Source organism: Pseudomonas oplopanacis (genome assembly GCF_057128725.1).
Window position 1 is genome coordinate 223793 of record NZ_JBSKHV010000007.1, and the last position, 25391, is coordinate 249183.

Sequence of the window (25391 nt, forward strand, 5' to 3'; positions counted from 1 at the left end):
CCCCAAGCACAGGTTTACTGATGATCCAGTTACCCCATACCGATGCGCTTTGCGCATTAACGAAACCCTATTGCCTGGATTCAGTGCCAGACGGTCTGTTTGATCGGGCGATGAGCGAAATCAGCCTGTTGCATTGCCAACACACGCCGGGCTATGAGCGCTGGCTCAAGGCGAATGGCATTGATACCAAGGCGTTGGAGTCGATGAATGACTGGTCAAGACTGCCGCCGATTTTTGCCAACTACTTCAAGCGCCATTTATTGCTGGGTTCTTTGGGAGAGGACGCGCTCGAGCTGACTTCATCAGGCACCAGCGGCCAAAAAAGTCGCATGCGTTATGACACGCGCAGCATGGCCGCCGCCCAAGGCATGGTGAACCACATTTTCCGGCACTACGGCTGGGACACTCCAGGCAGTCCCTGCAACTACTTGCTGCTGAGCTATGAACCCGAAGCAGCCATTACCCTTGGGACTGCTTTCACCGATCAGTTCTTGTGCAGCTATGCGCCGGTCAATCGAGTGGTTTACGGATTGCGCCTGACTGGCAATGGGCACGCGTTCGACCCGTTCGGGGTTGTCCGCGCATTGCGGGAATTTGCCGAAGAAGGCTTGCCCGTACGCATTCTCGGATTTCCGGCGTTCCTTTCCCAAACGCTGCAACACATGGAAGACACCGGCCTGGCGGACCTCAAACTGCCGGCCGAGTCATTGGTGATTCTCGGGGGCGGCTGGAAAACCCAGGCGGCGCAGGAAATTCCTCTGTCCCGGTTGTATCAACGGATCAACCGCCAACTGGGTATCGACCTGACTCGCTGTCGGGATGGTTACGGCGCCGTAGAGCACGCCGTGCCTTACGTCCAATGTGCTCACCAGCATTTTCATGTGCCGGTTTATTCGAAGGTTTTCGTGCGCAATCCCGCCGACTTCAGCGTCCAGCCCTATGGCAAACGCGGCTTGCTGGAATTCGTGTCGCCGTACATTTCTTCAAGTCCGGCGCATGCCGTGGTGATGGGCGATCTGGCGACACTGCACCCCGGCGCAAACTGCGGGTGCGGCCTGGCAACCGACTGGTTTGAACTGCATGGACGCGCCGGAACCACCGCCAGCCGAAGCTGTGCAATGGCCGCGTCCGAACTGATTGGAGAGGCATGACATGTACTTGATCAATGGCCAACTGCGTGACGTTGTCACCCTTGAGGCAACCCTTGAGCGGCTGCACCAGCAACTGCCGCGGCTGCTTGATTCGCCGATCGACAGCGATACCGTGATCGAAACCGCCACTCGTTTTGCCCTGCAATTGCAGGCACGCACAGTTGATTTACCCCTCGACGACGAGCAACGCCAAGGGCTGATCGACTTCTGCCAGCGCAGTGCCCTCAGCACAAAACTTGAGCGTGAACTGGGCGTGCAACCGCGCTCGCTGAGGCGTATCGATTACCAACAAGCAAGCTTTGAAAGCTGGCATCCGCTGGGGCTGGTGGTGCATGTGACGCCGGGCAACGCGCCGTTGCTGGCGTTCTGCGCCATCGTCGAGAGCCTGCTGGCCGGCAATATCAACTGGCTCCGCCCCAGCTCCAGCGATGATGGATTGACCGCCCGGTTACTGGCGGCGCTGGTGCGGTGTGACACCAGCGACAGGATGGCGGATTACGTGGCGGTGCTGCCGGTCAGCACGGCACAGATCCCTCAACTCTGTACCCACGCCGACGGCGTGTCGGCCTGGGGTGGCGAGGCGTCCCTCAAAGCCATTCGCCAGCACCTCCGCGCCGGGTGTCGCTGGATCGATTGGGGGCACAGAATCAGTTTCGCTTACTTGTCGCCAGACGCGGCCACTGCATCAGCGCTGGATATCCTGGTGGATGAGGTATGCAGCCTGGATCAACAGGCCTGTTCCAGCCCGCAATGGCTGTTGGTCGACAGTGACGATCCGGTGGTTTTGCTGGGGCTGGGGCAGCAACTGGTTGAAGCGTTCGAACGCCGCGCTCCGCAGTGGCCGGCCCTGGTGCCAACTGACCAGGAAGCCTCGGAAATCACCACACGCTGCGCCATGGCACGACTGGATCTGTGCTTTGCAAACAAGACCGGCCAGGTCTGGAACGGCTCAGGTTGGCGGATCATCTGGGAGCATGATCAAACACTGGCCCCATCGCCCCTGTTCCGCACGCTGATGCTTAAACCCGTGCCGCACCACGTGATCGCCGAGACGCTGCTGCCGTGGCGTAACGTGCTGCAGAGTTGCGCGCTGATCTGCTCGCCCGCACAAACGCCACAGCTGGTACGTACGTTGGTCAACGCGGGGGTCACGCGCATTGCGCCCTGCGGGTCCATTCATGACGGTTACGCCGGCGAGCCGCATGACGGTGTCTACGCGTTGTCGCGCCTGAGTCGCCGCCTCTCGGTGAGCTTGCCACCCGAAACAGCGACTGGCCGGGCAACACTCGACACGCCACCACCAGCCCCCCCTTTAAACCAAACGCCGATCATGGATAAAAGCGCGTTCACGGCCCAGCCCATCAGTACTGCGGCTCAGCTGTATTTTCGTTCGGGGGGCAGCAGTGGCACACCGGCTTTGGCCGGGTACAGCTATCGCGACTTCGAGCGGCAAATGCGCGCGGCCGCCGACGGTATGTTTGCCGCCGGCCTCGACCCGACAACGGACCGGGTGATGAACCTGTTTTACGGCGGCGGCTTGTACGGCGGGTTTTCCAGTTTTACCAAGGTCCTTGAGCAGATGGAGGTGACCCATTTCCCGATGGGGGCACCGCCCAATGACGACTTCAGCGAAATAGCGCAAATGATCGCGGACCACCGCATTACCGTGCTGATCGGCATGCCGAGCACCTTGCACCGCCTGTTTTTCAACGAACAGGAACGCCTTCGCACATACGGCGGCATCAACAAAGTGTTTCTCGGCGGTGAACACCCGGCAGAGGCCAGCCTGCGCCTGATAGAAAGCTGTGGGGTGTTGCAGATTCGCTCGGCGATTTATGGCTCGGTCGATGCCGGCCCGTTGGGGCATGCCTGCGCAGTGACGGCCAATGGGGTGTTTCATTTGATGTGCGACACCCAGCATCTGGAAATCGTGGAGCTCGAACAGGACGTACCGGTTCAGGCCGATGAAGTCGGACGATTATTGTTTACATCCCGAGCGCGGCAAGGCCAGGACGTGCGTCGGTATGACGTAGGCGATACCGGTCGCTGGGTGCCCGAGCCCTGCCCCTGCGGGCTTGAATCACCGCGGTTCGAATTGCTTCAGCGCCACGGCAAGCTGTTGCGGGTAGGCACAGAGTTCATTTCGCCATCAGCGCTGCAGGACAGTGTCGGCAAACCGATTCAAATTCAGCTGGACCATGCACCAAACGGAATGGAACGGCTGCGGGTTCTAGTTGATTCAGACAGTGGCAACGTTCGCCAGTCGTTATTGACCGATGAAGCCTTGTCGAACGCGGTGAACAATTGTTTTTTAACAATAGAAGTTCACGAATGTGCAGAATCGGATTTCACAAGAAATAAACACAGCGGCAAAACACCCTTGGTTATTGATAACCGAATACAAATAGATCGCTGATTAGCAACACCCTGTCTTTTAACCGTAGACACGCCTGATCAAAAGAGAACCCCGTGAATTCCACTTATTCGCTTGAACAACTCGTGCCTTTCATAAGGCAACACTCGAACTTCTACCGCAAACACCTGCAACACTTGCCCGCGCGAGAAGTCGCCTTGAATGAACTGCCATTCATAAATGTGGAGGAATACTGGGCAGACAGTCACGACTTGAATCATTGGCCGGTGCTGACGGGAAGAGTCGACGACGGCTTGGTGTTTAAAACCGGCGGTTCGACCAGCCACGGCAAACTTAGTGTCTATACCTCCAATGAATGGCAGACATTGGTAAACACCTTCGCACAGAGTATTTCCTCTCAGCTGAAGGACGGCGACCGGGTCGCCAATCTGTTTTTTTCCGGTGACCTTTACGCCAGCTTCGTGTTCTTCCACGACTCACTGGCGCACGTCACACACTCCATATGCGAGTTTCCCTTCACGGGCAACGTCGACATGGACGTACTGGCCGATGCCGTTGATCAGCATCGGATCAACGTACTGGCCGGCGTACCAGCCCAGTTTTTGCAATTTGCCGCCTACCTGAATCGGCATCAACGGGTGCTATGCGGGGTCGATACGTTGCTGTACGGCGGCGAAAGCCTGTTCCCCGCGCAAATCGCCATTCTCAAGACTGTGCTCCCCAATGCGCGCATCGCCTCCGCCGGCTACGCCAGCGTCGATGCCGGCCTGATCGGGGCCAGTAGCCGTGACTGTGCCTTGGGAGAGCATCGGACGTTTGAACCCCACACACTGCTGGAAATTGTCGATGAGCTCACCGGCGAAGTCATAGAAGAGTGTGACCGTACCGGTTTGCTGGTGGTCACCAATCTCACGCGTCGGCTCATGCCGCTGTTGCGTTATCCCGTGGGTGACCGTGCTTGCTGGCGTGAGCCAAGCGCCACGCCGATGCGAAAATTCGCGCTCAAGGGGCGCAGTGCCCACAGTCAACGGGTTCGGGTAGGGACATTGTCGTTGCTGATCGATGAAATCCTGTTGATCGTGCAGCGCGTCGCTGGCAGCGATCAATGGCAGCTGGTAATCGAGCAAGAGGGTGTCAAAGACCTCGTAACGGTGAAGTGGGTGCCCGCCACCCCGTCCACCGATACTGCCCTCATTGGCAGCGCACTGCATGAAGCGTTGGCCGCCCACTATCCCGGCATCGGGCAACTGAACAATCAGGGGTTGCTGGAATTGCGCGTGGTGCCCTGCGCGATCACCGATTTGAACCTGCACCCGCGCTCTGGCAAACAGATGCGCGTCCTGGACCAGCGCATGTATGACTCGCCGTCAACGGAGCGTACGTGATGTCGACACTTCTTTATCGTCGTTTCCAGCCGGATGATGCGCCCGCTGTCAGCCAGTTGTTTCGCCAGATCTACGCAGAGGATTACCCTCGCCCGGACGTCTATCTGCCGAGCATGATCAGTCAGCACAATGCCGACGGGCGATGGTTCTCGATGCTGGCGGTCGATGGCGAACGTGTTCTGGGGCACGCCGCGTTATGCCGCGACTCGCTGCCGGACACCCCTGAGCTGGCCCTGAGCGTGGTCCACCCCGCTGCACGAGGGCAACGTATCGCGACTCACTTGGGTCGGGAATTGCTGTTGCAGTCGGATGCGCAACGGGACAAAAACGTCGTGATCAAACAAGTCACGCACCATCTCCACACGCAACGCATGGCCCACAGCCTTGGCTTTCACAGCACGGGTTTGCTTCCCGACTACGCGCCGTCCCCGCTTACCAGGCCACTGGCGGAAACCATGGTGATCGGTTGTTATCTTGCGTTGGGGCACACACGCCCGTTGCCCGACATTCAATGGCCTGACAGTTGCCGCGGGCTCATGCAACGCTTGTGTAATGTGTTCGGGACTTATCGGGCCACGACGTCGCCAGCACCGATGCCGTTGCAAATCAGGCAACACCACCAGCGCTACATCGTCGTCATTCAGCGTTTGAACGACGCATTGCTGGACCAGCTCCGGCGGCTGCCCGGCCATTGGCTCATTTCAGCCAAAATCGAGCTGTCACGCCACTTTGCCGAGGACCTGCACCGTTTGACGAATCTGGGTTTCACCTTCAGCGGATTGATGCCCGTCCTTCACAGCAACGGTTGGTTTGCGCTGTTTCACCGAGGGGCGCAGCCGCGTCACCTCGCCCTGCATTGCCCGGACATGCAACAGTTACACGATAATTTGCAGCGTGACGTCAGCGCGCTGGACAACACCTGTTCAGCCGCTTGACCCCTTCCTGTAAATGTTGAGACCCGGCTGCGCGCAAAGCTCCACCAGCCAGTCGACAAACACCCTCACCCGCCGGGACAACTGGCGGTGAGGCGGATACAGTGCCGTCAGCGGCATCACCGGTGGCGGCACGTCCGCGAGCACTTCACACAAACGTCCTTCCTCGAGCTGGCGGGCAACGTGGTAATACGGGGTCTGAATCAGTCCATATCCCGCCTCACAGGCAGCGAGGTAACCGTCGGCACTGTTGACCGCCACCTGTTTGGGCAAATCCATGAGTTGAACGTCGTCATCAACCTGGAATTCCAGCCCAAAACGCTTCCCGGTCGTGCCAGAGAAATACTCAACCATCCGGTGCCCTTCAAGGTCTGCCAGACACTGAGGGCTCCCATGACGTTGCAAGTAGTCAGGGCTGGCGCAGGTGACCTGATCCAGCATGACCAGCGGCCGCGCCACCAAGGACTCATCCAGCGCGGAGCCGCCGCGCAACACGCAGTCGACGCCTTCGCGGATCAGATCGACGGGACGGTCATTCAGACCGAGCTCCAGTTCGATCAAGGGATAACGACGGGTGAACGCCGGCAACGCCGGGATCACGATCAAGCGCCCGATCCCTGCCGGCATGTCCACCCGCAGCAACCCTTTGGGGTTGTGTCGAGCGGCGGAAAACACCGCTTCAGTCTCCTCCAGGTCCGCCAACAGCCGCACACAACGCGGGTAATAGGCCGCGCCGTCGAGTGTCAGGCTGATCTGTCGCGTGGTGCGTTGCAGCAGTTGCACCCCGAGATGCGCTTCAAGCTGCTTGATCAAAACAGTGACCGACGCGCGGGGCAATTGCAGGCTGTCTGCCGCTTTGGCGAACCCGCCCAGCTCGACGATTCGGGTAAACACGCGCATGGCGTTAAAACGGTCCATTGTTCTGGCGGCCCTGATGACTATTTAGAAAATACGAACAGTGATAGCAGTTTTAGCCGGTTTATCTTGTTTCTGTCGAGGTCGACACTGTGCACTCACACCACAGGGAGTTGATTTCATGCAAACACGTCAATTGGGCAAAAACGGCCCTCAGGTTTCCGCCATCGGCCTGGGCTGCATGGGCATGACCGATTTCTACACCACTGGCGTAGACACCCGCGAGGCCATTGCTACCCTGCATCGCGCACTCGAACTCGGGATCAACCTGCTCGACACCGCCGATATGTACGGCCCGCACACCAACGAAGAGTTGATCGGCAAAGCCATTGCCGGCAAACGCGACCAGGTGTTTCTGGCGAGCAAGTTCGGCATTGTCCGTGACCCGTCCAACCCCACCGCACGGGGTGTCAATGGCCGACCGGACTACATTCGCGCCTCCATCGACGGCACACTCAAGCGTCTCGGCGTTGAAACCCTGGATTTGTATTACCAGCACCGGATCGATCCGCAGGTAGCCATCGAAGAAACCGTCGGCGCCATGGCCGAGCTGGTGAAGACCGGCAAGGTGCGTTACCTGGGCTTGAGCGAGGCGTCGGTCGCCACTCTGGAACGAGCGCACAAGGTCCACCCCATCAGCGCGCTGCAAAGTGAGTATTCGTTGTGGAGCCGCGATCAAGAGGCAAACGGCTGCCTGGCCGCGTGTCAGCGACTGGGCGTGGCGTTTGTGCCTTACAGCCCGCTGGGACGTGGCTTTCTAACGGGAGCACTGAAAAGCCCGGACGACTTTGCGGCGGATGATTACCGTCGTTTCAGCCCGCGTTTTCAAGGGGAGAACTTTGCGAAGAATCTGCTGCTGGTGCAGCAAGTACAGGCACTGGCCGCAGAAAAAGACGTGTCGGCAGGTCAGTTGGCGTTGGCCTGGGTGCTGGCGCAAGGTGACTACCTGATCCCGATCCCTGGAACCAAACAGCGCAAATACCTGGAAGAAAACGTCGCGGCGCTGGAGGTGAAACTCAGCGCAGATGAATTGAAAGCGCTGGAAGCGATATTCCCCGCCAATGCCACCGCAGGCATGCGTTACCCCGAGGAAGTCATGAAGTTGCTCGACCGCTAGCAACGGTGCCCGGCCCGCTCAACTGAGCGGGCCGGCAACCTTTCACGCCTTGGAGTTGACACCCTTGTCCGTCGGGACCGTAGTGCCATTGCCCTTGCCGTAAGTGGCCAGGTTTTGCAGGACGTAGATGGCTGTCTTGTATTCCGGGATCAGGCCAATCGCATATTTATCGCCCTTGATGCTGTTGTTCTGGATGGTGTCCAGTTGTGTGGCAAAGTACTCCAGCGCATTGAACTTCGCATCCGGGTCATTCTGTACCCCGAACCGGTCGAACTTGTCCCCGGCGTTCATCAGCGTCATCGACGTAATATCGGAAATCAGACCTTTGCCGCGTAAAAACGCACTGAGATTTCCCAGTTGTTTGGACGATACATTTTCCGGGTCGAAGCCTTTAACGTTCCTGAATATTTTCTGCTCATCCATTCTCGCCGCGTTCAGCGCGTTTGGATTCGAGCCCACCAGCGCAAGCATTTGCTTGACCCTGGCGCTGTGCGTCACGGGCTTGCCGCCGCCTGTGTCCTGCACCAGCAGACCGGCCTTCGGCGTCCACCCTCCTGCATAGCCGATAGTCATGACTGAGCTTCCGACTGCGTGACCATATTCAGTTCCTTCTTGAGCGGGTTTAGAGCGGGCGAGTATCGGCTCTGGCAACTGGCCACTCCAACAACTATTTTCGGCTTTTTACAATTTACGTACATTTCAGATACAAACTAGCAAGTGCCCGCCTTTATTGGTCTAGACAAACTTTTCCGGATTGGTCTAGACAACTAACAGGGTTCTTCGTACATCTCGGTTAGTTTATTTGTATCCGTTTCGATACCTGACGCCTTTCCCACTGATGCCCGTTCTTGGACGATCGTGCCTAAAGCTATCCCTGCGCAAGCCGATAGCCCGATGAAGCACCGATGCCCCCTCCAAACCTAATAATAAAAGTGCTGCACACAAGGACCGGCCCCATGCCCACATTCCGTTCGATCCAGGCTCGCTACACGCTGTTTCTGGTCCTGTTTATCCTGTTGCTGTTCGTGCTGACGGTGGTCGGCATCAGCCAGCTGGTCGCGCCTAAGCTGCGCCATACCGAAGAACAGGTGGCCCTCAACCGCATCGCCGACGTCGCCCGGCAAATCCAGGGTGAACTGAACAAGGTTCAGGCCCAGCAACGCAGCATTACCCAAACCATTCCGTTGCTCGACAGCGCCGGCATCGACACGGTGTTGCCTGGCCTGGTGGATCAGTACGGTGAATTGAAAGTCTTCGGCGGCGGGATCTGGCCGTTGCCCGGCCAACGTGAAGCCGGGCGCAACAAATTCAGCACCTTCTGGCACCGCGACGCCTCGGGCAAACTGGCAGTCAACACGTTCTGGAACAGCGACGCTGCGCCGAACTACTACGACCAGGCCTGGTACAAGGGCGGCATGCAAACGCCACGTGGCCAATGTGCCTGGGCGGCGGCTTATAAAGATGACGCCAGTGCCGAGCCTCGCACCAACTGCGCCATGGCTATTCAGAAAAATGGCGTGGCGTACGGCGTGTCAACCATCGACGTGACGCTGGGCTTCTTCAATGACTTGATCGCGCAAAAGGAAAAGGACCTTGGCGCCGAGATGTTGATCGTCGAAGCCGACGGCAAGATCATCAGCAACAGTTCGCGCATCAGCGGGCCCATCGTCCTGAAAAACATCAGTGAACTGGCGAGCAACTCACCGTTCGCCAGCCAGGTGAAAGCCGGCCTGCAAAACCGTGACCAGTCGCAGCGCGTCGAATTCGACAACAACGGCGAAGACAGCACGTTCTTCATGCGCCCCATCGAAGGCTCGCCGTGGTTCCTCGCCACCGCCCTGCCGAGCAAACTGATCACCGCCCAGCGCGACGACGTGCTCAGCACTCTGAGCCTGCTGCAAATTCCGATGGTGATCCTGCTGGCAATGCTGCAGATCTACGCGATCCGCCAACTGGTCCAGCGCCTGAAAATCCTCAAGACCAATATCGACGCGCTGTCGACCGGCGACGCCGACCTGACCAAACGCATCATCATTCGTGCCGAAGACGAACTGGGCGCCATCGGCCACTCGGTCAACGCGTTTCTTGTCTACTTGCAAAACATGATCGGTGAAGTGACCCAGGCCACCGGCGCCATGGCCTCGATCCTGGACAACCTGCAACGCACCTCGGCCCACACCAGTCAGATCCTGGTGCGCCACGCCTCGGAAACCGATCAGACCGTCACCGCCATTACCGAGATGAGTTCGACCGCTGAAAGTGTCGCGCAAAATGCCGCCGAGACAGCGGCCTTCACCAAGCGCGCCAACGAGAACGCCGACCGTTCGCGGGTGGTGGTGGGCGAAGCGTCGAGCAGCGTGGTTGCGTTGATCGAGGAAGTGGCGAGCGCCACCCACAAAGTCGAAAGCATGCAGCAGGACGCCCAACGCATCACCGAGATTCTCGGGGTGATTGGCGCCATCGCCGGGCAAACCAACTTGCTTGCATTGAACGCAGCCATCGAAGCGGCCCGGGCCGGTGAACAAGGCCGAGGCTTTGCGGTGGTCGCCGATGAAGTCCGCGCCCTCGCCGGCCGCACTCAGGCCAGCACCTCGGAAATCAATGAAATGCTCACGCGCCTGACCCAAGGCGTCAGTTCCTCGGTCGCGGCAATGGAAAACACCCAGGCCAGTTGCCAGTCCGCCGCCGACGCGACAGCACGGGTCAACTCCGGCCTGGATGAAATGGCCGGTTCCGTCAGCCACATCAACGGCCTGAGCACTCAAATCGCAACCGCCGCCTCGCAGCAAAGTGCGGTGACCGAAGAGATCAACCGCAGCATGGTGCAGATCCGCCACATGGTGGATGAACTGGTGAAAAGCGGTCAGGCCAGCGAACTGAATACCCGGCAACTGGTGGACGCCAATGCGCGCGTCAGTTCGATCATGGGGCGGTTCAAGGTTCGTTGAGAACCTGAACCCTGGGGCAAAACCTGTGGGAGCGAGCAAGCTCGCTCCCACAGGGTTCTGCGTAGGCTGCGTTGTGTTTGCATCACTTGGAAACAATCTCGTCGCTCATCCGTGGCTAAACTGGTCAAAATGCCTCTTTTTTTGACCGTCACCCGAGTCGAGACTTTCCCATGCGAACCCCTCTGCGTCTGGCCGCCCTGAGCGTGCTTTTTATTTCCTCCCTCGCTCACGCCGCCGACCTGATCCCCATCGAAGTGCACCGCGACGCCAATTGCGGCTGCTGCAAAAAATGGATCAGCCACCTCGAAGCCAACGGTTTCAAGGTTGAAGACCACGTCGAATCCAACATGAGCGAATTCAAGCAACAGCACGGTGTGCCACCGCGTCTGGCGTCGTGCCATACCGCGCTGATCAATGGCAAGTTCGTCGAAGGCCATGTACCGGCAGACCAGGTGCTGGCACTGAGCAAGCGTGACGACCTGCTGGGCGTTGCCGCTCCCGGCATGCCCATGGGCTCGCCCGGGATGGAAATGGATGGCATGAGCGATGCCTATCAAGTGATCGGCCTGAAAAAGGACGGCAGTGATGTCGTGGTGGCGGACTACCCCGCCCATTGATGTCCGGCGCTTACCTCGGGCTGTTTCTCGCCGCGTTCGGTGCCGCGACGTTGCTGCCGCTGCAGTCTGAAGCGGTGCTGGTGGGGTTGTTGCTCAGCGACAAATACTGGCTTTGGTCGCTGCTGGCCGTCGCAACGCTGGGCAACGTACTCGGTTCGCTGGTGAACTGGTGGTTGGGACGCGGTATCGAACGGTTTCGCGACCGACGCTGGTTTCCGGTCAGCCCTCGTCATCTGGCAAACGCCCGAGAGCACTATCAGCGCTACGGCCATTGGTCTTTGCTGCTGAGCTGGGTGCCGATCATCGGTGACCCGCTGACGCTGGTGGCCGGCGTCATGCGTGAACCCTTGGGGCGATTCCTGCTGATTGTGACCCTGGCCAAGGCCGCCCGTTATGGCGTACTGGCCCTGGCCACGCTGGGCTGGATGGGTTGAACGATCGTGCGCGGCGATTGCCTGTGTTTAATGTCGCCCTAATCCGGCCGATCCAGCATCGGCGGGTTTTCTTTGGAGTTCACCCATGCCCCTCGCCCTCTCCCGCTGGCTGCCCAGCCTGTTGCTGACCGCCGCACTGCCCCTTGTCGCCCACGCCGACGGGCCGGAATATGGCCCTGAATTGCAGGGCTTCGATTACCCCTACACCGTCAAGCATTTCGCCTTTGAGTCCCAGGGCAAATCCTTGCAAATGGGTTACATGGACGTCGCCGCCCATGGCAAGGCCAATGGCCGCAGCGTGGTGCTGATGCATGGCAAGAACTTCTGCGGAGCGACCTGGGACAGTTCGATCAAGGTCCTCAGCGAGGCAGGCTACCGGGTCATCGCCCCGGACCAGATCGGTTTCTGCACCTCGAGCAAACCCGACAATTATCAGTACAGCTTCCAGCAACTGGCGACCAACACCCAGCAACTGCTCAAGGCCCTCGGCATTCAGAAGGCCAGCGTCCTCGGTCACTCCACCGGCGGCATGCTCGCCACCCGCTATGCGCTGCAATACCCCGAACAGGTCGAGCAACTGGCGCTGGTCAATCCCATTGGCCTGGAAGACTGGAAAGCCCTCGGCGTGCCCTACCGCACCGTCGATCAATGGTACGCGCGCGAGCTCAAACTCAACGCCGACGGCATCCGCACCTATGAGCGCAACACCTATTACGGTGGCCGCTGGAAGCCGGAGTTCGATCGTTGGGTCGACATGCTCGCCGGCCTGAACAAAGGCCCGGGGCATACGCAAGTCGCGTGGAACTCGGCGCTGATCTACGACATGATCTTCACTCAACCGGTGTATTACGAATTCAAAGACCTGAAGATGCCGACGCTGTTGTTGATCGGCACCTCCGACACCACGGCCATCGGCAGTGACATCGCCACGCCCGAGGTCAAGGCGAAGCTCGGTCACTACGACGTGCTCGGCAAGGACGTGGCAAAACTGATTCCACAGTCGACCCTGGTTGAATTCCCCGGCATGGGCCACGCGCCGCAGATGGAAGAACCGGCGCAATTCCACAAGGCCTTGCTCGACTGGCTGAACAAAACCAACCCCGTTCATTGATGAGGTAAGGCTGATGGCGGTGCAGATTGCGGTGATCGATGACTGGCAGGACGTCGCGCGCGACGTGGTGGACTGGTCGGTGCTGGACAGCGTTGGCGAGGTGAGTTTTGTCCACGACTACCCGGCCGACAATGAAACCCTGGCCGAGCGTCTGGGGGCCTTCGAGGTGATTTGCGTGATGCGCGAACGCACCCGGTTCGATGAGGACCTGCTGCGTCGGTTGCCCAGACTCAAACTGCTGGTGACCGGCGGCATGCGCAATGCGGCGCTGGATTTGAAAGCGGCGGCTGCGTTGGGGATTCAGGTTTGCGGCACCGACAGCTACAAACACGCCGCGCCGGAACTGACCTGGGCGCTGATCATGGCCGCCACCCGCAACCTCGTCGCCGAAGCCAACGCCTTGCGCGCAGGTCTTTGGCAGCAAGGTCTGGGTGGCGACCTGCACGGCAAGACCCTGGCCATCCTCGGGCTTGGCAGCATCGGCAAGCGCGTCGCTCAATTCGGGCAAGTGTTCGGCATGCGGGTGATTGCCTGGAGCGAGAACCTGACACCTGAAGCGTCTGCTGAAGTCGGCGTGACCTATGTCAGCAAGCAGGAATTATTTGAACAGGCCGACGTGCTGTCGGTGCATCTGGTGCTCAGCGACCGCAGCCGTGGCTTGGTCGACGCCCAGGCGCTGGACTGGATGAAACCCACGGCACTGCTGGTCAATACCGCCCGTGGACCGATTGTGGATGAGGCGGCGCTGATCAAGGCGTTGCAGAAAAATCGCCTGGCCGGGGCGGCACTGGATGTGTTTGAAGTGGAGCCGTTGCCTGAACATCATCCGTTCCGGACGCTGGAAAATGTGCTGGCGACGCCGCATGTCGGCTATGTGAGTCGGCAAAACTATCAGATGTTCTTTTCGCAGATGATCGAAGATGTTCAAGCGTGGGCGGCGGGTAACCCGACCCGGGTTTTCACTTAAGACCGAGTTATCGTTCTTCGCGAGCAGGCTCGCTCCCACATTGGTCCTGAGTACACCGGAGATCTAATGTGGGAGCGAGCCTGCTCGCGAAGGGGCCATCAAATACACCACATCAACCTGAACCAAACGCACCGCAACAGTGCAACCACACCTCCCCACCCGCCCATTTTCGTGACTTGCCAGTCCCGTTTTGACCCACCCCCAAAAATAAACCTGCACTTCGTCGGTGCGTTTCCCCCTGCGCGCGCGGTTCTTTTACCCTCTTGAAACTGATTGTCGAACAATTTCACCAGATGACCCGCCCCGCTCTAGGATCTGGCCTAGACTCATTTTCGCGAGGTAAAACCGGTCGGTCATCTGGCTGTAAAAAACTCGAAACTTTCAGTCCTGGCCATGGGTCAGGTTAAAGGTAGGGCCAACGCGACTGGTGCATTCCTTGCAACGGCCCCTCCAACCCATCTGCTTCACCGCATTGGGCAGCATTTGCCACGATGCGTGCGCGTTTGCGTCCGGCCACAGGAATTGGCCACCACCGTTTGTGCCAGACCTAAGCATTAGATCAACACCACGGGAGATTCATATGATAAGTGCGGCTTTAGATATTCAGGGAGAACGTGCTCATCAGCAGGTCGGCGAATCGAGCGCCGTCAATGCACCGAGCGCGCAATCCATCAGCGTCCCGGGAACCAAGACGCTGGCACCGGCTGCCAGTCAGAATCCGAATAGAAAGAAAGTGTTGTTCGTGACCTCCGAAATTGCCGACCTGGTCAAGACCGGCGGCCTGGGCGACGTCTCCGCCGCCCTGCCACGGGCCATGTCGCACCTGCACGATGTGCGGGTGCTGATTCCCGGATACCCGCAAGTGCTGCACAGCGAGAACCCGATCCACATCATTGGTGAACTGGGTGGGCACGCCGCACTGCCGCCCTGCAAAATCGGGCGCATGGACATGCCCGACGGTCTGGTCATTTACGTGTTGATCTGCCCTGAACTCTACGAGCGCGAAGGTTCGCCCTACGGCGCCAACAATGGCCGCGACTGGCCAGACAACCACATTCGTTTCGCCCGCCTGGGCCTCGCCGCCGCCGATATCGCCGCCAATCTCGCGCAAATTCACTGGTGCCCGGATCTGGTGCACGCCCATGACTGGCCTGCTGGCCTGGCGCCGGCGTACATGCACTGGCGTGGGCAGCGCACCCCGACGTTGTTCACCATCCATAACCTGGCCTATCAAGGCGTGACCAGCCTCGGCTCCTGCCCTGAATTGGGGATTCCCGCGCACGCCCTGCAACAGGAAGGCATGGAGTTCTACGGCAAGATGTCGTTCCTCAAGGCCGGCATGGCCTATTCGAGCCACATCACCACGGTCAGCGCCACCTACGCCCAGGAAATCACTACGCCGGCCTTCGGCTGTGGTCTGGACGGTTTTCTCGCCGCCAAGACCCAGCAAGGCCTGCTTAGCGGCATCCCCAACGGTATTGATGAAAGCTGGGACGCCGCGACTGATACACACCTGTTCCGCCCGTTCAGCATTGGCGACTGGGACGGCAAGGCAGTGAATGCCGCGCACGTACGCGAATTGTTCGGCCTGGCCGATTCCGAAGGTCCGCTGTTTGCCGTGGTTTCGCGCCTGGTTTATCAGAAAGGCCTGGACCTGACCGAAGCAGTCTCCGAGTACATCGTCAAATCCGGCGGCCAGATTGCAATCATCGGCCGTGGCGAACCGGAAGAAGAACAAGCCATGCGTGAACTGGCCCTGCGCTTCCCGGGGCAGATCGGCGTGCGCATCGGCTTCAACGAAACCGACGCCCGCCGCATGTTCGCCGGCAGCGATTTCCTGCTGATGCCTTCGCGCTACGAACCCTGCGGCCTGAGCCAGATGTACGCCCAGCGCTTCGGCTCGTTGCCAGTCGCCCGCAACACCGGCGGTCTGGCCGACACCATTGAAAACGGCGTGACCGGTTTCCTCTTCGATGAATCCACCGTCGAGAGTTATCAGGAAGCCCTGAGCCGTGCGTTCAAGGTGTTCGCCTTCCCCGATCTGTTGCATGCCATGCGGTGCCGGGCCATGGCCGCGCCGTTCAACTGGTGCAAGGCGGTGGAACCGTACGCCGAACTCTACGAACAACTTGTGGCCAAGGCCTTGGGTAAATCAGGCCGACAGTAAGAGGTTTTCAACGATGCCGTTACGGACCCTTGAGACCTGGCCCCACGGCGCAATCATGCTGGACGCAGAGCACACGCGTTTTGCGTTGTGGGCGCCGGATGCGTTTTACGTCAGTGTCGAACTGGAAAATGGACAATCCTTGCCGCTGTTGCCCCAGGCTAACGGCTGGTTCGTGATCAAGACTCGCTGCCCCGCGGGCACCCGCTACCGTTTCAACATCGATGGCGAGCTGGAGGTCCCGGACCCGGCCTCCCGCGCGCAGGCCGGCGACATCGGCAGCCACAGCGTGGTGGTCGATCCGCTGGCTTATCGATGGCAACACAACACCTGGCAGGGCCGGCCATGGAACGAGGCGATCATCTACGAGCTGCACGTCGGTGTGCTCGGCGGTTTCAGTGCTGTCGAACAACACTTGTCGCGCCTGGTCGAGCTGGGCATCACTGCGATTGAGCTGATGCCGCTTGCGCAATTCCCCGGTGAGCGCAATTGGGGCTACGACGGCGTCTTGCCTTACGCGCCCCAGGCGTCCTATGGCTCGCCGGAACAACTCAAACACCTGATCGACACCGCCCACGGCCTCGGCCTGGCGGTGATTCTCGACGTGGTCTACAACCACTTCGGCCCGGACGGCAATTACCTGCACCACTACGCCAAGGGTTTTTTCCGCGAAGACAAGCACACCCCTTGGGGCGCGGCCATTGATTTCCGTCAGCGTGAAGTGCGGGACTTCTTCATCGACAACGCGTTGATGTGGTTGCTGGAGTATCGCTTCGACGGCTTGCGCCTGGACGCGGTGCACGCCATTGAAAGCCCGGACTTCCTTGAAGAGCTGGCGCAGCGCGTTCGCCAGCAAACCGAACCCTCGCGCCATGTGTGGCTGATGGTGGAAAACGAACACAACGAGGCGAGCCTGCTGGAAAAAGGTTTCGATGCGCAGTGGAACGATGACGGCCACAACGCCCTGCATGTGCTGCTGACCGGTGAAACCGACGCCTACTACGCCGATTACGCCGAGCAGCCCACCGAACAACTGGCCCGCTGCCTGAGCCAGGGCTTTGTGTTTCAGGGCCATCTCAACCGTCATGGCACGCCGCGAGGTGAACCCAGTGGTCACTTGCCGCCGACCGCCTTCGTGCTGTTCCTGCAAAACCATGACCAGATCGGCAACCGGGCGTTAGGTGAACGGCTGCACCAACTGACTCCCTCCGATGCGCTCTACGCGGCCACCGCACTGCTGCTGTTGTCGCCGATGATCCCGCTGATGTTCATGGGTGACGAATTCGCCGCGCAGGCGCCGTTTCTGTTTTTCACCAGCCACCACGGTGAACTCGCAGAACTGGTGCGCGAGGGTCGCCGCAACGAGTTTGCGGCGTTCAGCGCCTTTGCCGACCCGCACAAACGTGCACAGATTCCAGATCCGAATGCGTCCAAGACCTTCGAAGCGTCGCAACCCAAACTGGGGGCCAGCGCACTGCCGACCATTCACGATCTGTATCGCCGCCTGTTACAGCTGCGCCATCAGCACCTCATCCCTCGCCTGCCCGGCACCCAGGCATTGGGCGCCGACGTGCTCGGCCACGCTGCAGTGACGGCGCGCTGGCGGCTGGGCGATGGCAGCGAGCTGCGCATTGACCTGAACCTCAGCGACACGCCAGTGGTCCACACCCCACAGGCCGACACAATTTTGCTGTTCGAACACCCGCCCCACTCGGCCGGCCTGTTGCACGAGGGCAAACTCGCCCCGTATTGCGCGCTAGTCAGTCTCACGGCCGCAGCCCCTTTGCTACCCCCGGATGGAGAGCGCCTATGAGCGATGCGCAACTTGAAATACTGGCCAGCCGCGCAGGCCTGGCCGTCGACTGGATCGACGCCAATGGCCGCCCGCAAAAAGTCGGTCCGTCGGTGCTGCGCGCCGTGCTCACCGGCCTCGGCCACCCGGCCGGCAGTGCCCAGGAAATCGACGCGAGCCTGCTGGAACTGCAAGCCGTCCAGCAGACTCACCGCCTGCCACCGCTGTTGACGATCGATGTCGGTGCCGGCCTCGATCTGGCGCGTTACTTTGAGCCCGAAACCCCGTGCGACATTCACCTCGAAGACGGCTCGAAGATGTACCTGAAGCTCGATGCACACGCCGTGCTCCCGGGGCTGATTCCGGTCGGCTACCAGCACGTCAGCATCGACGGACAATCCTTCACCCTGGCGGTGGCGCCCGAGCGCTGCTACAGCGTTGGCGACGCGGTCGACAATCCGATCCCGCGCGCCTGGGGCCTGAGCGTGCAGCTGTACTCCCTGCGACGTGCCGGCGATGGCGGTTTCGGCGATACCCAGGCGCTGGAAGACCTCGCACGCGTGGCAGGTGAACGCGGCGCCGAGGCGTTGGCGATCAGTCCGCTGCACGCCATGTTCGGCAGCGACACGCAGCGCTACAGCCCTTACTCGCCCTCCAGCCGATTGTTTCTCAACAGCCTGTACGCCGCACCCGGTGCGATCCTCGGCGAGCGGGCGATGCGCGCGGCGATTGACGCCACCGGGCTGACCGCCGAACTGCAAGCGCTTGAAGAACGCCCGCTGATTGACTGGCCCGTGGCTGCCCGAGCCAAACACCGCATCTTGAAAGCGCTGTACGAGGGTTTTGTCCACGGTGAACATCCCTTGCACGAAGACTTCAGCAGCTTCCGCCATGCTTCGGGAGAAGCGCTGGAAAATCATTGCCGCTTCGAAGCCCTGCAAGAGACCCGCGCCGCCAAAGGCGAGAGCCTCGACTGGCGCGAGTGGCCCGAGCAATGGCGCGACCCGCGCAGCGCCGCCCTGGCAGAATTCGCTGAAGAGAACGCTGCACGTATCGGTTTCTTCGCCTTCTGCCAATGGCTGATCACCCGTTGCCTGGAGCGCGCGCAAACCGCCGCCCGCAGTGCCGGGATGAGCATCGGCCTGATCGCCGACCTCGCCGTGGGCGCTGACGGCGGTGGCAGTCAGGCCTGGAGCCGCCAGGATGAATTACTTGCCTCGCTGACGGTGGGTGCGCCGCCAGACATCCTCAACCGGACCGGCCAAGGCTGGGGCATCTCTGCGTTTTCGCCCGAAGGCCTGGTGCGCAACGGCTTCCGTGCGTTTATCGAAATGCTCCGGGCCAATTTCGCCCACGCCGGCGGTTTGCGCATCGACCACATCATGGGCCTGCAACGCTTGTGGGTGATTCCCAACGGCGCGCTTCCCCGCGATGGCGCCTACCTGTACTACCCGGTCGACGATCTGCTGCGCTTGCTAACCCTCGAATCTCACCGTCATCAGGCGATTGTGTTGGGCGAAGACCTCGGCACCGTGCCGGATGGCCTGCGGGAAAAACTCAGCGCACGCTCGATCCTCGGCATGCGTGTGCTGCTGTTCGAACAGGACAACGCCCACTTCAAACCGATCCTCGACTGGCCGGACAACGCGCTGGCGACCACCAGCACCCATGACCTGCCGACACTCAATGGCTGGTGGCACGGCCGCGACATCGACTGGAACGCCCGGCTCGGCCTGACCGACGCCAGCGGCGAGATCGAGTGGCGCCAACACCGCGAGCGCGAACGCGAAGGCCTGCGACGGGTGTTGAGCCAGGACCCGCAGAACTTTCGCGAGGAGTCCCACGAAACTGATCAAGTGCTCGACGCCAGCGTGCGTTTCCTCGGGCATACCCGCGCGCCATTGGTGCTGCTGCCGCTCGAAGATGCCTTGGGCATCGAACAGCAAGCCAACCTGCCCGGCACCATCGACACCCATCCCAACTGGTCACGACGCTTGCCCGGCGACAGCGAAGCCCTGCTCGATGACCCGGACGCGGCCCGACGCCTCGAACTGCTCGCCTGCGCGCGGCTTCAGGCGGGCGAGCGTGACCAATGACGGCATCGAATATCCAACCGCTGCGGGCGACCCTGCGGCTGCAATTTCATAAAGGTTTCACCCTCGATCAAGCGGTGCCGCTGGTGCCGTATTTCGCGCAATTAGGCATCAGCCACGTCTATGCCTCGCCGCTGCTGGCCGCCCGCGCCGGTTCGATGCATGGCTATGACGTGGTGGACCCGACCACCGTCAATCCCGAACTGGGTGGCGAAGCCGCGCTGCGACGTCTGGTCAGCGCCCTGCGCGAACAGCGGATGGGGCTGATCCTCGACATCGTCTCCAACCACATGGCCGTCGGTGGCGCGGATAACCCGTGGTGGCTGGACTTGCTGGAATGGGGGCGCCTAAGCCCGTTCGGTGAATTTTTCGACATCCAATGGCATTCGCCAGACCCGTTGATGGAAGGTCAGTTGTTGCTGCCGTTCCTCGGCAGCGACTACGGCATCGCCTTGCAGGACGGCACCCTGCCCCTGCGCTTCGATGCGCAGTACGGCAGCTTTTATGTGCAGCATTACGACCACCGTTTCCCGATCTGCCCGATGAACTACGGCGAGCTGCTACCCACCGAGGTCGAACCGCTGAAGTCGCTGGCGGAGCGCTTCACCACCTTGAGTTACCAGACCGACGCGCACCGCCTCGCGGTGCCGCTGAAAGCCGAACTGCGTGAACTCGCCAGCGATCCGGTGCTGCTCAAGTCCATCGAACAGCACCTCAGCGCTTACGACTCGCTGACACCCGAAGGCTTCCAGCGCCTGCATAACCTGCTCGAGCGCCAGAGTTATCGTCTGGCCAGTTGGCGCACCGCAGCGGATGACATCAACTGGCGGCGTTTTTTCGATATCAATGAACTGGGTGGTTTGCGCGTCGAACGGCCCGCCGTGTTCGAAGCCACTCACGCGAAAATCTTCGAATTGGTAGCTGAAGGGCTGGTGGACGGTCTGCGCATCGACCACATCGACGGCCTCGCTGATCCCCGTGGCTACTGCCGCAAACTGCGACGCCGGGTCGATAGCCTGTCACCGGGGCGGCACTTGCCGATCTACGTCGAGAAGATCCTCGGCGAAGGCGAAACCCTGCACCGCGACTGGTCGGTGGACGGCACCACCGGTTATGAATTCATGAACCAGTTGTCGCTGTTGCAGCATGATCCGCAAGGCGCACACACCCTGGGCGAGCTCTGGCAGCGTTTCAGCGAACGGCCGGCCGACTTCCAGCAGGAAGCGCAACTGGCGCGGCAGCAGATCCTCAACGGCTCGCTGGCCGGTGATTTCGAAAGCGTTGCCCAGGCCTTGCTGCAAGTGGCCCGCGACGACCTGATGACCCGCGACCTGACCCTCGGTGCGATCCGCCGGGCGTTGCAGGAATTGATCGTGCACTTCCCGGTATACCGGACCTATATCAGTCCTCGTGGCCGCTCCGCTGAAGACGACGTTTTTTTCCAGCAGGCCATGAACGGTGCGCGGCAAACCTTGAGCGAAGCCGATTGGCCGGTGCTCGATTGCCTGGCCGGCTGGCTTGGCGGCGAGCCGTGGCGCAAGCGCCCGGTAGGTCGTCAGCGCAAGATCCTCAAGCATGCTTGCGTACGCTTTCAGCAACTGACGTCACCGGCCGCCGCCAAAGCCGTCGAAGACACCGCGTTCTATCGTTCAGCCGTGTTGCTCTCGCGCAATGACGTGGGCTTCAGTACCGAACAGTTCAGCGCCCCGGTGTCGGACTTCCATGCGGTCTGCGCCCAGCGTCTGGCCGAGTTCCCGGACAACCTGCTGGCCACGGCCACCCACGACCACAAACGCGGCGAAGACACTCGCGCACGCCTCGCGGTGTTGAGCGAACGCAGCGCCTGGTACGCCGAGCAAGTCCCGCTCTGGCGCACGCTTGCCCGACCATTGCGCGACGACGACCACATGCCGTCGGCGGGCGATGAGTTGATCCTGTATCAGGCGATCCTCGGCAGCTGGCCGTTGACCCTGCACATTGACAATCAACCGGCGCAGGCGGACTACGCCAAACGCCTCTGGCAGTGGCAACAAAAAGCCCTGCGCGAAGCCAAATTGCAAAGTAGCTGGAGCGCGCCGAACGAACCGTACGAACAGGCGATGCAAGCGTTTATCGAGCGGCTGTTTCTGGCCCCCGAAGGTGAGCTGTTGCGCGCAGCCCTCGGTAAAGCGGCGCAGGCCATTGCGCCTTCCGGCGCTATCAACGGCTTGGCGCAAACCTTGCTGCGAATGACCGTGCCGGGGGTGCCGGACCTCTATCAGGGCAACGACTTCTGGGATTTCAGCCTGGTCGATCCGGACAACCGCCGGCCGGTGGATTACGCCAGTCGTGAACGAGCCCTTCAAGCGACACCGCAGGTGCCCGAGCTGTTGTCGAACTGGCGTGACGGGCGCATCAAGCAGACGCTGATTGCCGAGGTGCTGAAACTGCGCGCCGAGCATGCCGAGCTGTTTTCCCGAGGGCGCTATCAGGCCCTTGAAGTGGTCGGCAGTCAGGCGCATCGGGTGCTGGCATTTGCCCGCGTGCTGGAAGGAAAACGCGCCATCGTGATCGTCCCTATTCGCTGCGCCGAACTGCTGAAAAACAGTGCCCAACCACAGATTGATGCGCCGCTGTGGGGCGATACACGGGTGAAATTACCGTTCGCCTCCTCCGATGAAAATCTGAAGGGACTTTTTTCCAGCGTCGCAGTCACAAAAAACAGGGAGCTGAACATCAGCGCCGCGCTGGGGGTTGTCCCGGTCAATCTCTTTATCCAACTCTTTACCCAAGCTTGAGTTCAGTTCAGGAGCATTGCGATGAGTACCGACGATAAACGCGTTCGCGAATTTGCCTATCAGATCTGGGAATCTGAAGGGAAACCCGAGGGTCAGGAAGCCCGCCACTGGGAGATGGCGCACAAGCTGGCCGAAGCGGAAGCCCTGGCGCCGAAAAAATCACCGAAAGCCACTGGCAGCAAAACCGCTGCCAAGCCTGGGGCAGCCAAGACCAATGGCGCACTGGACGGCAAAGCCAGCGACGCCAAATCGAAGGCCAAGGTCAAACCCGTAGCGGCGAAAGTGATCCCGCCGGGTGAGAAAGCCGTCGAGAGGAAGCCTCGCGTGGCGAAGAAACCACCGATCACCTGACGCGCCAACCGAATTGTGCTGATCGAAAACGTGGCGAGTTCGCTCGCCACTGAGGGCGCCTTCGCCCTCGAAAAACACCCGATTCTTTCTTGCAGGAGCATTTATGACCACGCCAAAAAAATCCGCGCCAGAACCTCACGCCGAGGCATCGCGAATCCGAGAAGGCTTGCCCTTCCCGCTGGGCGCAACCTGGGATGGTCTGGGGGTCAACTTTGCCTTGTTTTCCGCCAATGCCACTCGAGTCGAACTGTGCATCTTCGACGACGCCGGCGAAGTGGAACTGGAACGGATCGAACTGCCCGAATACACCGACGAGATCTACCACGGCTACTTGCCTGACGCCCATCCGGGGCTGATCTACGGTTATCGCGTCTACGGCCCCTACGACCCGGCCAACGGTCACCGTTTCAACCCGAACAAATTGCTGATCGACCCTTACGCCAAACAATTGGTCGGCCAGTTGAAATGGTCCGAAGCGCTGTTCGGCTACACCATCGGCCACCCCGACGCCGACCTCAGTTTCGATGAACGCGACAGCGCGCCTTTCGTGCCCAAATGCAAAGTCATCGACCCGGCGCACACCTGGGGCCACGACCATCGCGTCAGCGTGCCGTGGGACAAAACCATCATTTACGAAACCCACGTGCGCGGCATCAGCATGCGTCACCCTTCCGTCCCCGAGAACGTGCGCGGCACCTTCGCCGGGTTGATGGTCGATGACGTGCTGGAACACATCCGCAAACTCGGGGTGTCGTCGGTTGAGTTGCTGCCGATCCACGCGTTCGTCAATGACCAGCACTTGCTGCACAAGGGCATGACCAATTATTGGGGCTACAACAGCATCGCCTTTTTTGCCCCGGACCCGCGTTATCTGGCCAGCGGCAAGATTGCCGAGTTCAAGGAAATGGTTGCGCACCTGCACGAAGCCAACCTGGAAGTGATCCTCGACGTGGTCTATAACCACACCGCCGAGGGCAACGAACAGGGGCCGACCCTGTCCATGCGCGGCATCGACAACGCCTCGTACTACCGCTTGATGCCCGACGACAAACGCTTCTACATCAACGATTCCGGGACCGGCAACACCCTGGACCTTAGCCATCCGTGCGTCCTGCAAATGGTCACTGACTCCTTGCGCTACTGGGCGACGGAAATGCACGTCGACGGTTTCCGCTTTGACCTGGCGACCATTCTCGGCCGCTACCACGACGGTTTCGATGAGCGTCACAGCTTCCTCGTGGCCTGCCGGCAGGACCCGGTGCTGCGCCAGGTGAAGATGATTGCCGAGCCATGGGATTGCGGTCCCGGTGGTTATCAGGTCGGCAACTTCCCGCCGGGTTGGGTGGAATGGAACGACAAGTTCCGCGACACCGTGCGCGCGTTCTGGAAAGGTGACGACGGCCAACTCGCCGATTTCGCCAGCCGCATGACCGCCTCCGGTGAGATGTTCAACCAGCGCGGCCGGCGTCCTTATGCCTCGTTGAATTTCATCACCGCCCACGACGGTTTCACCCTCAACGACCTGGTGTCGTACAACGACAAGCACAACGAAGCCAACGACGAGAACAATCAGGACGGCAGCAATAACAACCTGTCGTGGAACCACGGCGTCGAAGGCCCCACCGACGATCCCGAGATCAACGAATTGCGCCAGCGGCAAATGCGCAACTTCTTTGCCACGCTGTTGCTGTCCCAAGGCACGCCGATGCTGGTGGCCGGCGACGAATTCGCCCGCACTCAAGAAGGCAACAACAACGCCTATTGCCAGGACAGCGAGATCGGCTGGGTCAACTGGGACTTCAGTGAGGACGGCAAGGCCCTGCTCAAGTTCGTCAAACGCCTGATCAAGTTGCGCCTGGCGTACCCGATCCTGCGTCGCGGACGCTTCCTGGTGGGCAATTACAACGAAGACATCGGGGTCAAGGACGTGACCTGGCTCGCGCCGGACGGCAGTGAAATGTCCCAGGAGCAATGGAATGAGGCCCACGGTCGTTGCCTCGGTATCTTGCTCGATGGCCGCGCCCAAGAAACCGGGATCCGCCGTAAGGGTGCCGACGCGACGTTGTTGCTGGTGGTAAACGCGCACCACGACATCGTCAATTTCACCTTGCCGGAAGTGCCGGACGGCGGGTTCTGGACTTGCATGATCGACACCAATCAACCGTCGATTCGCGGGCAGGAACGCTTTGAAATCGGCCACGAATATTCGGTGACCGGCCGTTCGCTGCTGCTGTTCGAATTGCAGCATGAGGAAGAAGAGTGA

At 60.4% G+C, this 25391-nt stretch carries 18 protein-coding genes; 16 read left to right on the top strand and 2 right to left on the bottom strand.

The window, feature by feature from the left end; all coding sequences use genetic code 11:
- Positions 1-20 precede the first annotated feature (20 nt).
- Genes ACWKV5_RS16425 through ACWKV5_RS16440 form a run of 4 tightly spaced genes read left to right on the top strand, consistent with a single transcriptional unit; the run spans position 21 to position 5845 of the window.
- Positions 21-1151 carry a LuxE/PaaK family acyltransferase gene (locus ACWKV5_RS16425; protein WP_483842102.1) on the top strand — a complete coding sequence of 377 codons (1131 nt, stop codon included), beginning with the start codon at positions 21-23 and terminating at the stop codon, positions 1149-1151.
- A 1-nt stretch (position 1152) separates the two neighbouring features.
- The gene (locus tag ACWKV5_RS16430) at positions 1153-3567 is read left to right on the top strand and encodes an aldehyde dehydrogenase family protein (RefSeq protein WP_483842103.1); all 2415 of its coding nucleotides are present in this window, start codon (positions 1153-1155) and stop codon (positions 3565-3567) included.
- A gap of 53 nt (positions 3568-3620) precedes the next feature.
- Positions 3621-4910: an AMP-binding protein gene (locus ACWKV5_RS16435; RefSeq protein ID WP_483842104.1), complete on the top strand. Its 1290-nt coding sequence runs from the start codon at positions 3621-3623 to the stop codon at positions 4908-4910.
- Positions 4910-5845, top strand: a complete 936-nt coding sequence (locus ACWKV5_RS16440) for a GNAT family N-acetyltransferase (protein WP_483842105.1) — start codon at positions 4910-4912, stop codon at positions 5843-5845. The genes ACWKV5_RS16435 and ACWKV5_RS16440 overlap by 1 nt, the downstream gene beginning before the upstream one ends.
- On the opposite strand, the gene ACWKV5_RS16445 is transcribed toward ACWKV5_RS16440, so the two are convergent.
- On the bottom strand, positions 5834-6760 hold the full coding sequence (locus tag ACWKV5_RS16445; protein WP_483842106.1) for a LysR family transcriptional regulator: 927 nt from the start codon (positions 6758-6760) through the stop codon (positions 5834-5836). The genes ACWKV5_RS16440 and ACWKV5_RS16445 overlap by 12 nt on opposite strands.
- A 118-nt stretch (positions 6761-6878) precedes the next feature.
- Here ACWKV5_RS16445 and ACWKV5_RS16450 point away from each other — a divergent pair, with 118 nt between their 5' ends.
- Entirely contained in the window at positions 6879-7874 is a 996-nt protein-coding gene (locus tag ACWKV5_RS16450; protein ID WP_483842107.1) for an aldo/keto reductase, read from the top strand.
- A 42-nt stretch (positions 7875-7916) separates the two neighbouring features.
- On the opposite strand, the gene ACWKV5_RS16455 is transcribed toward ACWKV5_RS16450, so the two are convergent.
- Positions 7917-8447, bottom strand: a complete 531-nt coding sequence (locus ACWKV5_RS16455) for a hypothetical protein (RefSeq protein ID WP_483842108.1) — start codon at positions 8445-8447, stop codon at positions 7917-7919.
- 383 nt (positions 8448-8830) lie between these two features.
- Here ACWKV5_RS16455 and ACWKV5_RS16460 point away from each other — a divergent pair, with 383 nt between their 5' ends.
- The 11 genes from ACWKV5_RS16460 to glgX all read left to right on the top strand — a co-directional run bounded on the left by ACWKV5_RS16460 (position 8831) and on the right by glgX (position 25391).
- Entirely contained in the window at positions 8831-10822 is a 1992-nt protein-coding gene (locus tag ACWKV5_RS16460; protein WP_483842109.1) for a methyl-accepting chemotaxis protein, read from the top strand.
- Between the two features lie 170 nt (positions 10823-10992).
- A complete protein-coding gene (locus ACWKV5_RS16465; protein ID WP_483842110.1) occupies positions 10993-11439 on the top strand; it encodes a DUF411 domain-containing protein in 447 nt (148 codons plus the stop codon).
- A complete protein-coding gene (locus tag ACWKV5_RS16470; protein ID WP_483842111.1) occupies positions 11439-11873 on the top strand; it encodes a YqaA family protein in 435 nt (144 codons plus the stop codon). Before ACWKV5_RS16465 ends, ACWKV5_RS16470 begins: the two co-directional genes overlap by 1 nt.
- A gap of 85 nt (positions 11874-11958) precedes the next feature.
- Complete coding sequence (locus ACWKV5_RS16475; RefSeq protein WP_483842112.1) at positions 11959-12984, top strand: alpha/beta fold hydrolase; 1026 nt, start codon at positions 11959-11961, stop codon at positions 12982-12984.
- Between the two features lie 13 nt (positions 12985-12997).
- A complete protein-coding gene (locus ACWKV5_RS16480; RefSeq protein WP_483842113.1) occupies positions 12998-13951 on the top strand; it encodes a D-2-hydroxyacid dehydrogenase family protein in 954 nt (317 codons plus the stop codon).
- A gap of 580 nt (positions 13952-14531) precedes the next feature.
- Complete coding sequence (gene glgA, locus ACWKV5_RS16485) at positions 14532-16118, top strand: glycogen synthase GlgA (protein WP_483842114.1); 1587 nt, start codon at positions 14532-14534, stop codon at positions 16116-16118.
- A gap of 13 nt (positions 16119-16131) precedes the next feature.
- Complete coding sequence (gene treZ / locus ACWKV5_RS16490; protein ID WP_483842115.1) at positions 16132-17928, top strand: malto-oligosyltrehalose trehalohydrolase; 1797 nt, start codon at positions 16132-16134, stop codon at positions 17926-17928.
- Positions 17925-20003 (top strand): 4-alpha-glucanotransferase, encoded by a 2079-nt coding sequence (gene malQ, locus ACWKV5_RS16495; protein WP_483842116.1) that lies wholly within the window; start codon positions 17925-17927, stop codon positions 20001-20003. The genes treZ and malQ overlap by 4 nt, the downstream gene beginning before the upstream one ends.
- Positions 20000-22777, top strand: a complete 2778-nt coding sequence (locus tag ACWKV5_RS16500; protein ID WP_483842117.1) for a malto-oligosyltrehalose synthase — start codon at positions 20000-20002, stop codon at positions 22775-22777. The genes malQ and ACWKV5_RS16500 overlap by 4 nt, the downstream gene beginning before the upstream one ends.
- A gap of 21 nt (positions 22778-22798) precedes the next feature.
- Positions 22799-23128: a DUF2934 domain-containing protein gene (locus tag ACWKV5_RS16505; RefSeq protein ID WP_483842118.1), complete on the top strand. Its 330-nt coding sequence runs from the start codon at positions 22799-22801 to the stop codon at positions 23126-23128.
- 103 nt (positions 23129-23231) lie between these two features.
- Positions 23232-25391 carry a glycogen debranching protein GlgX gene (gene glgX, locus ACWKV5_RS16510; protein ID WP_483842119.1) on the top strand — a complete coding sequence of 720 codons (2160 nt, stop codon included), beginning with the start codon at positions 23232-23234 and terminating at the stop codon, positions 25389-25391.